The following is a 12,361-nucleotide window of genomic DNA, read 5'->3' on the forward strand; positions in this document are numbered from 1 at the left end:
CGATATTGTAAATTGTTAGTTAGCAATGAATTAGTCGGCTAATTCCGCTAAACACATTTCGTCGTAAATTTGTGCAACCCATTTGTCAACGCGCTCTTCGGTTAACTCTGGTTGGCGGTCTTCATCGATACATAAACCGATAAAGGTATTTTCATCAATTAATGCTTTAGAGGCTTCAAATTCATAACCGTCAGTTGGCCACTGACCCACTAAAATTGCACCTTTTGATTCAGCAATTTCTTTAAGTGGTAACATGGCATCGCAGAAATATTCTGAATAGTCTTCTTGATCACCTAAACCAAAAATTGCCACTAATTTGTCTGTAAAGTCGATTTCTTCAAGCTCAGGTAAGAAGTCATCCCAATCACATTGGTTTTCACCGTAGTACCAAGTTGGGATACCTAGGATGATCAAATCGAATTCAGCGATTTCTTCTTTAGTGCTTTTAGCGATATCTTTTACTTCCACCATTTTCTTCCCCAGTTTTTTCTGGATCATTTTACTAACGGCTTCAGTATTGCCTGTATCGCTACCGAAAAATAAACCTACAATTGCCATTTAATTTAACCTTTAACTCAAAAAATTATAACTTGTCTTCGGCTAGCGATTTAACCAGTAAACGTTCGATCAGTTCACCACGACTCACGCCTTGTTCTTTCGCTAACGCATCTAATTGTTCAAACAAACTCGTATGAATTTTAAACTCTACGCGTTTTAATCCTTTGTTTTTATCTCTTTTAACTTGGTTGCGTTTATTAATTTTGATTTGGACATTCCGCGGGTGCGGATTGGTTTTTGGGCGTCCTGGCCGTTTGTCTTCACCAAATAAATCTATGGTTGTTAAATCTGAAGCTTCTTTGGCCATTTATCAAATTCCCTGACTTTCCCAAATCACCTGAATAATGCCTTTAGCAATAAAGCCTAAACAACCAAGAAATAATACGAAGTAGACAACCATTTGTCCCATTTTAGGAACGTCGTTTTTTTTCATGACATCGTTTATCGATAAGCCTATGAAAATAAAGATAAAAGCAAAAAACAAATTGAGACCAATAGTCTCTATTAATTCAAAATGTTCTGCTAGCATTTTACTACCCCGAAAAATCTGGCGGCACTATACCACAAGGTGGAAAAGCTATCGACTTATCTGGTTAAAAAATCTGTAACTATTTTATTAAATGCCACGGTTTTTTCTGCATGTAACCAATGACCTGCGCCGGCAATTATTTTTGCTGAGCTGTTAGGGAAGTGCTTAGTAATAATGTCACGGTGTTCACTGGTGATGTAATTTGAATTGCCGCCCTTAATAAATAAGGTCTCGCCGTTAAATATTAACGATGACTCATAGGCCTGCATTATTTGTGAATAGCAATTGGCAATATATTCTACTTGGCATTTAAAGGTGAGTTCATTGCCATTTACGGCTAAATTTCTTAATAAAAACTGACGAACGCCAACTTCTGGCACATAGTCACTTAGCAGGCTGTCTGCTTGTTTTCGGCTTTCAAGTTTAGTGTGGTAAAGCTTAAGCAGACCTTCAATAATTTTTTGATGATGGGCTGGGTAGGCAACGGGTGCTATGTCGGCAACAACTAGTTTATTGACATACTCTGGGTAGCTAAAGGCAATTTGCATGGCAATTTTTCCACCCATGGAATGGCCTAAAATGTCTGCTTGTTTAATATTCAGATGATCGAGTAGCGAAATGACATCTTGCGCCAATTCCTCATATGTCATGCTATTTTGATGAAACGAACTGCCATGGTTTCGCACATCAACACTAATGACTTGAAAATGTTCAGATAATGGCTTTGCTACCATGCCCAAATTTTCTAAACTGCCAAATAGGCCGTGTATCAGTACTAGTGGTTGGCCATTACCGCGAATTTGATGATTTAATTGGTTAGCTACGAGTGTCATTATGCCTCCTGTGCGAGCGGCGCAAATTTTCTCCAACTTAAAGACGACATGCAAGTGAAGATTATAAATAACTGGCAGAAAATTGAGTCAATTCTGGGATTTGCTCTAGAGAGATTTGGTTCAGATGAGTATAATCACCTCGCGTAGTAAATACTTATGGAATATGAATGAAAACCATCGAAATAGACGAAGAGCTATATCAATACATTGCCAGCCAAACACAATTTATTGGTGAAAGTGCATCATCCATCTTACGTCGCTTATTAGCCGTTAATACGCAAGAAAATGTTGCGGCACAGCCGTCTAGCGCATCAAATTCGGCATTATCACCAGCAGATGAAGACTCTGCCACTGTAACTAATGAAGCCGAAGTAAAACCTGCCAAAGTTAACCATCAACCATCAGGCTCAGTGTTTGATCATATCAATCGTGAAGAGTTAGCTATTCAGCGTGGCGCTGTTGGTCGTTTCTTGTTGATACTACAAGCGTTATATCGCGTTCATCAAAATAACTTTGATGTTGTTCATAACATTAGAGGCCGTGATCGTTTATATTTTGCAGATAATGAAAGTGCGTTAGCTGAAAGTGGTAGTAGTACTAAGCCACGTCAAATTCCAGATAGCCCGTATTGGGTTATTACCAATTCGAATACCACACGTAAAAAAATGATGTTAACCGAAGTCGCATTAGCCTTGGGTTATACAGAACAAGACGCTGAGAAAATACGCGAATTATTATAATGATTAATTAGAGGGAAGAACTATGGCGGTTCATGAACGCGCAGGGCAGAAGTCGTTATCGAAAGATAGAATTAATATTGCACAAGTTGTTAGTGATTATTTTTTCAAACAACCTGAAAGTGAAAATGCCGGCGAGCGTGTTAGTTTTGGCACCTCTGGTCATCGTGGCAGCTCATTGAAAAGTAGTTTTAATGAATATCATATTTTGGCGATCACTCAGGCGGTAGCAGAATATCGCAAAGCTCAAGGTTTTACTGGGCCGCTCTATTTAGGTAAAGATACCCACGCATTATCAGAACCAGCATTTAATAGTGCTATTAGTGTCTTAATTGCCAATGATGTGCCTGTAGTGATTCAGCAAGATCTTGGTTTTACCCCAACGCCAGTTATTTCCCGATTAATTATTGCCCACAATAAATCACAAGATACGGTTGCTGATGGCTTAATCATTACGCCATCACACAATCCACCGCAAGATGGTGGTATTAAATACAATCCTCCACATGGTGGACCTGCGGAAGGCGAAATCACCAAGCAAATAGAAACTCGCGCCAACGAAATTTTAGCCAATGATTTAGACGATGCTTTAGACTTGCCATTGGCTGAAGCGATGGCGTCACCATTATTAACTAAGCGCGACTTTATTAGTGAATATGTCGACCAACTTAATCAAGTAGTTGATATGGAGGCAATTGCTAAAGCGGACGTTAGTCTGGGGGTTGATCCACTTGGTGGCTCAGGCATCAACTACTGGCCAGTGATCGCTGAAAAATATGGCCTTAATATTACCCTAGTTAATGACGAGGTAGACCCTAGTTTTGCTTTTATGCCACTGGATAAAGACGGCAAAATTCGCATGGATTGTTCGTCGCCTTATGCCATGGCAGGGCTTATCTCGTTAAAAGATAAATTTGATATTGCCGTAGGTAACGATCCTGATTTTGATCGCCACGGCATTGTCACTAAATCTGGCGGTTTAATGAATCCGAATCATTATTTAGCGGTTGCCATTCATTATTTAATGACGCACCGTAGTTGGCCTGAAACAGTGAAAATTGGTAAAACCTTAGTTTCAAGTTCATTGATTGATCGCGTCGCAAAATCACTAAATAAGCCGTTAGCCGAAGTGCCGGTAGGGTTTAAATGGTTTGTTGATGGTTTGCATGATGCCAGTTTTGCTTTCGGTGGTGAAGAAAGTGCTGGCGCTTCATTTTTATCTCGCGATGGTAGCTGTTGGACCACAGATAAAGACGGCTTTATTATGGCGTTATTAGCCGCTGAAATTTTAGCGGTAACCGGTAAAGACCCTTATCAGTATTATCTTGAACTTGCTGAGCAGCTAGGCACACCGTGTTATGGCCGAGTTGAAGCGGTGGCCAATACAGCCCAAAAAGCAGTGCTTAGCAATTTACAGCCTGAATCCATTGCTGCAACTACTTTAGCAGGTGAGCCGATAATTAATAAACTGAGCCATGCCCCTGGCAATAATGCCGCTATTGGTGGATTAAAAGTTGAAACAGAAAACGGCTGGTTCGCGGCAAGACCATCGGGAACCGAAGAAATATATAAAATTTACGCAGAAAGCTTTGTTGATCAGCAACACTTACAAGCCATTATTCGTGATGCTGAGCAAATAGTCAGTGACTTATTTCAACAAGCAGGTATCTAATTAAATGACACCTAAATTAAATGCAATGGCAGAAGTGGTTGCCAAGGCTAATGACCAGTTTATGGACAAACATAAACTGGTTAACACCCTTATGGGAATAATTGATAAAAACCTACGAAAGCAGGGCATGGCAGCTGATGCAATTACCATTGATGCGGTTGAGCTTGATAAGAAAATAGTATTTTTGTTACGTGACTTAGACCAAGAGTCAGTTGAAGTAGCGTTAGGTAATAAAGCCGGCGAAATATTCTCTACTCAGCAATACTTAATCAAATCTTTAGATGTTGCTGCTGTGGTGACATTGTTCGAACAAAACTTTCTTAACTAATTAATTTCTAGGCTATTAGCCTTTGATTTATTGGTTTTTTATTGTTATAAGTTGGCAAAAAAACACATTACTTGGCCTTGTTTGTTCTCGCTTGTCATAACGAAATCACTGAATAGTTATGTCAATGTTGGGTTAGGAGCAGGTTTACACTTCTGCTGATTTTAACCTGCGCTTTTATGGCTGCTAGCATGTTAGCGCTATGATTTTTATCGTATAATTTCGCCAAATTTCTCCAATAAAGCGCTCTTGTGAATCTACAGCAACAATTACAATCTACTGGCGACTTTTTAGCACTAACTAGTGCCTATGAGTGGTCGCTACCAGAAACTTTTCAATTTACCGTTCCCCACCAAGCGACGAGCAGTGAGTCTCTAGTATCGGTATTAGATACCGGTATTATTGTCTTTGAGCCACAAGGACGAGCAACTAGCAAAGATATTGTTTTATCTAGTGCTGTCCACGGCAATGAAACCGCTCCTATTGAAATTTGTGCGGATCTTATTCAACAGCTAATTACTGGCCAGTTATACCTTGCTGAGCGAGTGTTGTTTTTATTTGGTAATCCTGCGGCAATGAATATTGGCGAGCGCTTTGTTGAAGAAAATTTAAATCGATTGTTTTCTGGCGCTCATAGCGAGGGCGGTATTAGCAATAAAGAGCGAATACGAGCTGCACGATTAGAACAAGCGGTTGCAGAATTTTTTGAACAAGGTGATAAACAAGCGGGTTCTAAATTAACGCGTGAGTCTGAGCGTGAACGTTACCACTACGATTTACATACCGCTATTCGCGGCTCAAAAAATGATAAGTTTGCCGTTTATCCGTTTAGGCATGGCAAGCCATGGAAAAAGTCACAGCTAGAATTTTTGCACGCTTGTGATGTCAGTACTATTTTATTGTCGCACTCTCCAACCACGACATTTAGTTACTTTTCATCAAATAATTTTGGTGCCGATGCCTTTACCGTTGAACTCGGTAAAGTTATGCCGTTTGGTGAGAATGATATGGGCAAGTTTGAAAAAGTGCGCGATACCTTAACGCGTTTTGTTTCAGGTCAATCGTTAGCGCTAACCCCATATCAGCCGGAAAACTTTGCGATATTTGAAATTGATCAAACCATTAATAAAACCACAGAAGCGTTTAAATTACATTTTGCTGATGATGTTGAAAACTTTACCGACTTTCCTATTGGCTACGTGTTAGCTAGTGATAATGGCGTGGAATATAAAGTTCGAACTGAGGGAGAAGCAATCATTTTCCCTAATGCCAATGTTGCCATTGGTCAACGAGCGCTGTTAACGGTAAAACCGACTTCAATTGACTAGGTAGTCGTTAATGTTAAGAAAAGCGATCGTTGAATAGAATTCACCTAAAATAACTAAATGTAACTTTCTTTACATTCCTCCTCGTAAAAGCCCCTAATTTAGGGGCTTTTTTATGCAATAAAACTGCATATGTAAACTTTTATGGGCAGTTAGAACACTTGGTTACGCCCGCTAACAGAGGCTCTCTTGAATCTAAGTTTACGTGAAGGTAAAGTCTTGGCGACTTAAAACTATCAATTAGCAAATCAGTGATTGTTGGTAAGCGCACTATAATTACAACACTTACTAAGCAATATAAATGCAGAAAAGTGCAGCGAAATTTCATCGTATGCCAGATAAAGAGAACGTTATGAACACTGAAATATATAAAGAAGGGCCTGTGGTACACTCGCCAACTTTTATTGACGGTCATTCAGTAGAGATCCCTATTTTAAAAGTCTTAAAGCAAGATGGTACAGTTTATGACAATGCAGAACTACCAACCTTGCCGAAAGAAGTGGCTCAGAAGGTCTACCGAGCATTTGCTTTTCATCGAGTATTAGATGAGCGCATGATTGCCGCTCAACGTCAGGGTCGTATTAGCTTTTACATGGCGGCATTAGGTGAAGAAGCAACTACTGTTGGTGGTGCTGCAGCGTTAGCCGATGAAGATATGATCATGGGCCAATACCGCGAGCAAGGGTGTTTAATTTATCGTGGCTTTAAATTAGAAGACATCATGAATCAGCTGTTTTCTAATGAAAAAGATTTAGGCAAAGGTCGTCAAATGCCAATTCATTATGGCTCTAAAGAATTAAACTTTATGACGATTTCGTCACCATTAACCACACAAGTACCACAAGCGGCAGGTTATGCTTATGGTCAAAAATTACAAGGCAAAGATGCCATTACCGTTTGTTATTTTGGTGAAGGTGCCGCATCTGAAGGTGATTTTCATGCGGGCTTAAATATGGCTGCAGTTCATAAAGCACCGGTTATTTTCTTCTGTCGTAACAATGGTTACGCGATTTCAACACCATCAGATGAGCAATACGTGGGTAACGGTATTGCTTCACGCGGTGTTGGCTACGGCATTAAATCAATTCGCATTGATGGTAATGATGTATTAGCGGTAATTAAAGCGATGCAAGATGCACGTAAATATGCGCTTGAACATAATGAACCGGTAATTGTTGAAGCGATGTCTTACCGTTTAGGTGCCCATTCAACTTCTGATGATCCATCGGGTTATCGTACCAAAGAAGAAGAAGCGAAATGGCATGAACATGATCCAATTTCGCGCTATAAAAAATGGCTTATCGCTCAAAACTGGTGGGATGAAGATCAGGATAAAACCTTATTTGAAGGTTTACGTGAAGAAATTTTAGCGGCAGTAAAAGTGGCCGAAAAAATTGCTAAGCCACCGATCGAAGATCTTGTGACCGATGTTTATGCCGAAGTACCTCAGCACTTAGCAAAACAATTGGAAGAATTAAAAGAGCACGTTAACAAGTATCCAGAAGCTTATCCATTTACTGCGGGGAGATTCTAATCATGGCACAAATGAATTTATTACAGGCAATTAATAACGCCCTCGATATCGCCATGGCAGAAGATGATTCAACGCTATGTTTTGGTGAAGATGTTGGTCATTTTGGTGGTGTATTCCGCGCAACTTCGGGCTTACAGGAAAAATACGGTAAAGCCCGTTGTTTCAATACCCCATTAGTTGAACAAGGTATTGTTGGTTTTGCCAATGGTTTAGCGGCACAAGGTAGTCGTCCAGTTGCTGAAATTCAGTTCGCTGACTATATCTTCCCAGCGTTTGACCAAATAGTGAATGAATCAGCGAAATACCGTTACCGCAGTGGTAATGAGTTCAACGTTGGTCGGTTAACTATTCGTACGCCATACGGCGGTGGTATTGCTGGTGGTTTATATCACAGTCAATCGCCTGAAGCTTATTTTGCTCACACACCAGGTTTAAAAGTGGTTGTGCCACGTAACCCTTATCAAGCAAAGGGCTTGTTATTAGCGTCAATTCGTGATGATAACCCAGTGGTATTTTTCGAACCTAAGCGCTTATACCGTGCATCTGTAGGTGAAGTGCCAACAGATGATTACCAATTGCCACTAGGTAAAGCGGAAGTCGTCACTCAGGGCAGTGATATCTCATTACTCGCATGGGGCGCGCAAATGGAGATCATCGAGAAAGCAGCTGAACTGGCAAAAGAAGCGGGTATTTCATGTGAAATTATCGACTTACGCTCAATTCTTCCTTGGGATGTTGAAACAGTGGCCAATTCAGTAATGAAAACTGGTCGTTTGTTAATCAGCCATGAAGCACCGCTAACCGCTGGTTTTGCCGGTGAAATTGCTGCAACAATTCAACAAGAATGTTTCTTACATTTAGAGTCACCAATTGCACGTGTATGTGGCGTAGATACACCATACCCATTATCACTTGAACGTGAGCATATGGCGGATCATTTAAAAGTGTTTGAAGCAATCAAGCGTACCGTAAATTACTAGGACATTATCATGAGCATAGATTTTATTTTACCGGATATTGGCGAAGGTATTGTCGAGTGTGAACTAGTTGAATGGCTAGTTAAAGAAGGTGAGCGCATTGAAGAAGATCAGCCTGTTGCTGATGTGATGACTGATAAAGCGTTAGTGCAAATTCCAGCTATGCATGCCGGTATTGTTGATAAACTTTATTACGCTAAAGGTGATATTGCCAAAGTGCATTCGCCATTATTTGCCATGACGCCTGAAGGTGAAGATGCTGCGGCGCCCGTAGCAGAGCAAAGCGCTGCTGCTGAATCGACAGCAGCACCACAAGCAGCGGTTCAAGCAACTCAAGCAAGCAGTACCGGCAAAATAACCGAAGACTTTATTTTACCGGATATTGGTGAAGGTATTGTTGAATGTGAAATTGTTGAATGGTTAGTCGCTGAAGGTCAAGAGATCGAAGAAGATCAGCCAGTTGCTGATGTCATGACTGACAAAGCGTTAGTACAAATTCCAGCAATGCATTCAGGTACTGTGGTTAAGCTTTATTATGCCAAAGGTGAAGTTGCTAAAGTACATGCGCCGCTGTTTTCAATGTCGCGTGTAGGTGACTCTAGTGATGCCAGCCAGCCAGTAGCAAGTGCTCCGGCTGCAGTTTCAACTGAAACCTCAGCTGTAAGCGCTGCGCCAGCATCAAACCCAGCGCCAGCTCCAAACTCTGCGCCAGCAGTTGATGCGTCAAAACCTGCAAACACAGCAGTTAATGGTAAAGCATTAGCTAGCCCAGCAGTTAGACGAATAGCCCGTGAACTAGGGGTGAATATTCATCAAGTACCTGGCACTGGCAATAAAGGTCGTGTTTATAAAGAAGATGTGGTTCGTTTCCACGAATCAGGCGGGCAAGTATCAGCTGGTCAAGCAAATGCTGGTGGCAACGCGCAAGTTGCAAGTCAAACAGCTACTGGTGGTACTCGCGTTGAACCGATTCGTGGCGTAAAAGCAGCAATGGCAAAAGCCATGGTTAATTCAGTATCAACAATTCCACATTTTACTTATTGTGAAGAAATTGATTTAACTAACTTAATTGCGCTTCGCTTAAAACTTAAAGAGCAATACGCTAAGCAAGATATCAAATTAACCATGATGCCATTCTTTATGAAAGCTATGTCATTGGCGTTAAAAGAATACCCAGTGGTTAACTCGCAAACAAATGACGATTGTACTGAGTTAACCTACTTTGACGATCATAATATTGGTATGGCGGTAGACTCGAAAGTTGGTTTATTAGTACCGAATGTTAAGCAGGTACAAACTAAATCAATTATAGATTTAGCCAACGATATTACCCGCTTAACCAATGATGCTCGCTCAGGTCGTGTGTCGCCAAGTGATTTAAAAGGTGGCACTATTTCAATTTCAAATATTGGCGCAATTGGCGGTACCATTGCCACGCCAATTATTAATAAGCCAGAAGTAGCGATAGTGGCATTAGGTAAAGTACAAAGCTTGCCAAGATTTAATGATAAAGCTGAAGTGGAAGCGCGCTCAATTATGCAGGTGAGCTGGTCTGGCGATCACCGTATTATTGATGGCGGTACTATTGCTCGCTTTAGCAACCTTTGGAAGTCGTTCCTTGAACAGCCAGATAATATGCTGGTTTGTATGAGCTAGCGATTAGCTACGTAAACGAATAGCAAAAAGCATCAGAGTATCTGGTGCTTTTTTTATGGCTAATTATGGCAAATTTGTGTCGAATATCAGCTTAAAAAATTAAAAAAAAACGCCCTACAAAGTAGAGCGTCATCAAACAGCGAGAACAAAGCTGAGATAAGTATCCAGAAAGTAGCTTCTTACCGAGTAAGCGCCAGACTTTCGCGATTGGGAATCGATGAGATGAGGGATGCTCATTCAACGAGGATAATACTAATCGTGTTTTGTGACAGACAAATGACAATTTGTACCAACCATTTAAATTTAGATGAAATATTGCCTTGTGACCTAAACTAGGTTTGTGGTTACAATCAGTAATTACAATTTATTTATAACAGCGTGATTTGTGACCGAAAAAAAGCTTCAACATTTTTATATTGCCGAAGAGCAATCTATCTACTTACTCAGTCATAAAGATGCGACAAAATTAAAAAAATGGTTTCAGTTATGTGAGCAGCAACTGAAATTAATGGGCTATCAAGACATATCTTTGGTAGGTAAAGGCGCATATGGTTTTGTGTTTGCCGGTACCGACCAAAAAGGTAGTGATTATGTGTTTAAGTTTTCAAGGCTAACATTGCCACAACATGTGCAAGATCGATTAGAAGATGAAGCGCAAATTCAACAGCAACTCAATCATCCGCAAATACCCAAAGTTAAAGAATATCGCAAAATTAAACGGCAATCGATTTTACAAATGACCCGCGCACCGGGCATTGACTTAGAGCAGTATTCGTTTTTACATGGGCCATTACCACCTGAGCAGGTTGTTAACATTGCAGTGCAACTTATTGGGATATTGCGCTACTTGCGCGATAGCAAACAGCAATTAAATGAAAAACCTGTTGTCCATGGTGATATAAAACCATCGAATATTGTTTATGATCCCAACACTGACACTATTCAACTGATTGACTGGGGCTCGGCAGTGCTGGCACAGGTTGATGTGAACGGGCAAACTACGTCCAATAATGTCATGGATTTAATGAGTAGTGACCTACAACACACCAATGCGCGTTTAGGGGATGTTTATTTTATTGGACCTGAGCAAATTAGTGGTGGCTTATCTAGCCCTCGTTTTGACGAACAAGGCGCGGCTGCGACTTTATATGCGTTGGCGTCTGGTCAATCATGTCGATACGGTAAAAACGTATTACCAGCAAGCTCTTTAGGCTTGCCTAAACCGCTTGCACAAGTACTTGATGGTATGCTGAGTGAAGACGAAACAATACGCGCAAAAGCAGGGGATTTCTTTGTTAATAATTTAACCTTATTTAAGCAGTTAGTTTTATCGGCTAAAGCGACTGAGCGAGCATTTGAACCGCTAATTCCCGTTTGGGTTAAAGCCAGTGAAGAATTGATTGATACGGTAGTTTATGGCTCGCGTAAATCATTCTTGCGAGAGCAAAGTAATGATGAGGATTTATCAAGAGTCGATGATGTTCAGCTGGAGAAATATTATAAGAATTACTTAATGGGCATGGGAGATAATGAGAAAGCGTTTATTGCCGCAGTATCGCGCTTAGGGAATTTTCCTGTTGTTGGAGGACTTGCAGTACGCTGGGAAAAAGACGGCGTTTATATTGACTCGAATTTAACCTTGTTTGAACCTTCCCTTAAAAACTCATTTCAAAGTGCGGTTAATAATATGATCCGGCTGGCACAGGGCATTTTCCGTGTCGGTATGTTTAAAAGCTGTTTATTTAATGCCCGTAATACCTTACACGTTGAACGTAAAAAGCAGGAGTTGCCGTTTAAAGCGAAGCCAGATCAATTTATTCCATTTGAAGTCAGTGTCGTCCCAGAATTGGATGATATCACTAAGCTGCATTCTTACTTTGAAGATGGCAAAGATCCGGATGAATACTTGCATTTACCAGATGAGATTATGTTAGAGCTTGCTAAGCTTAATATGATCCATCATACCGGCTGCATTATTTTTGAAGTGTTACCCACGCATTTAAAAATTCACAGCTATTTAATGCTATTAAATCACCAGAAAAAGGCCGAGTTTCAAGCCTGTTTAACGAATATTCTTAACTTATTACCGACAATTGATGGGCTTGGCATTTCTGGCTTTATGAAGCTACCCTACAAAGATACACGGTTTTTTGAGCACATTAGTCAGTTGCCAGAGCAGTATTACCCGAAAAACCCTAAATTAGTCTTATAAGTT

12 protein-coding genes are annotated in these 12,361 nt (G+C 40.5%); 8 read left to right on the forward strand and 4 right to left on the reverse strand.

Annotated elements, in window-relative coordinates; genetic code table 11:
- Window positions 1-30: 30 nt before the first annotated feature.
- Genes fldA through ACOB82_RS07000 form a run of 4 tightly spaced genes read right to left on the reverse strand, consistent with a single transcriptional unit; the run spans window position 31 to window position 1,920 of the window.
- Window positions 31-558, reverse strand: a complete 528-nt coding sequence (fldA, locus tag ACOB82_RS06985; protein ID WP_448212245.1) for a flavodoxin FldA — start codon at window positions 556-558, stop codon at window positions 31-33.
- Between the two features lie 25 nt (window positions 559-583).
- Window positions 584-865, reverse strand: a complete 282-nt coding sequence (gene ybfE, locus ACOB82_RS06990) for a LexA regulated protein (protein WP_448212246.1) — start codon at window positions 863-865, stop codon at window positions 584-586.
- Window positions 866-868: 3 nt separating this feature from the next.
- Window positions 869-1,087 (reverse strand): DUF2788 domain-containing protein, encoded by a 219-nt coding sequence (locus ACOB82_RS06995; RefSeq protein WP_448212247.1) that lies wholly within the window; start codon window positions 1,085-1,087, stop codon window positions 869-871.
- 56 nt (window positions 1,088-1,143) lie between these two features.
- Window positions 1,144-1,920, reverse strand: coding sequence for an alpha/beta fold hydrolase (locus tag ACOB82_RS07000; RefSeq protein WP_448212248.1), 777 nt, complete (start codon window positions 1,918-1,920; stop codon window positions 1,144-1,146).
- A gap of 167 nt (window positions 1,921-2,087) precedes the next feature.
- Between ACOB82_RS07000 and seqA the strand changes: the two genes are divergently transcribed.
- The 8 genes from seqA (at window position 2,088) to ACOB82_RS07040 (ending at window position 12,358) form a co-directional block, all read left to right on the forward strand.
- Window positions 2,088-2,660 carry a replication initiation negative regulator SeqA gene (gene seqA / locus ACOB82_RS07005; RefSeq protein WP_448212249.1) on the forward strand — a complete coding sequence of 191 codons (573 nt, stop codon included), beginning with the start codon at window positions 2,088-2,090 and terminating at the stop codon, window positions 2,658-2,660.
- Window positions 2,661-2,682: 22 nt separating this feature from the next.
- Window positions 2,683-4,329, forward strand: a complete 1,647-nt coding sequence (gene pgm, locus ACOB82_RS07010; protein WP_448212250.1) for a phosphoglucomutase (alpha-D-glucose-1,6-bisphosphate-dependent) — start codon at window positions 2,683-2,685, stop codon at window positions 4,327-4,329.
- Between the two features lie 4 nt (window positions 4,330-4,333).
- Window positions 4,334-4,657 (forward strand): hypothetical protein, encoded by a 324-nt coding sequence (locus ACOB82_RS07015; RefSeq protein WP_448212251.1) that lies wholly within the window; start codon window positions 4,334-4,336, stop codon window positions 4,655-4,657.
- Window positions 4,658-4,905: 248 nt separating this feature from the next.
- Entirely contained in the window at window positions 4,906-5,982 is a 1,077-nt protein-coding gene (gene astE, locus ACOB82_RS07020; protein ID WP_448212252.1) for a succinylglutamate desuccinylase, read from the forward strand.
- Between the two features lie 349 nt (window positions 5,983-6,331).
- Window positions 6,332-7,513, forward strand: coding sequence for a thiamine pyrophosphate-dependent dehydrogenase E1 component subunit alpha (locus tag ACOB82_RS07025; protein ID WP_448212287.1), 1,182 nt, complete (start codon window positions 6,332-6,334; stop codon window positions 7,511-7,513).
- A 2-nt stretch (window positions 7,514-7,515) separates the two neighbouring features.
- Window positions 7,516-8,493, forward strand: a complete 978-nt coding sequence (locus tag ACOB82_RS07030) for an alpha-ketoacid dehydrogenase subunit beta (protein ID WP_448212253.1) — start codon at window positions 7,516-7,518, stop codon at window positions 8,491-8,493.
- Between the two features lie 9 nt (window positions 8,494-8,502).
- Complete coding sequence (locus ACOB82_RS07035) at window positions 8,503-10,146, forward strand: dihydrolipoyllysine-residue acetyltransferase (protein WP_448212254.1); 1,644 nt, start codon at window positions 8,503-8,505, stop codon at window positions 10,144-10,146.
- A gap of 385 nt (window positions 10,147-10,531) precedes the next feature.
- A complete protein-coding gene (locus tag ACOB82_RS07040; RefSeq protein WP_448212255.1) occupies window positions 10,532-12,358 on the forward strand; it encodes a protein kinase domain-containing protein in 1,827 nt (608 codons plus the stop codon).
- Window positions 12,359-12,361 lie beyond the last annotated feature (3 nt).

Source organism: Colwellia sp. MEBiC06753, assembly GCF_053470325.1.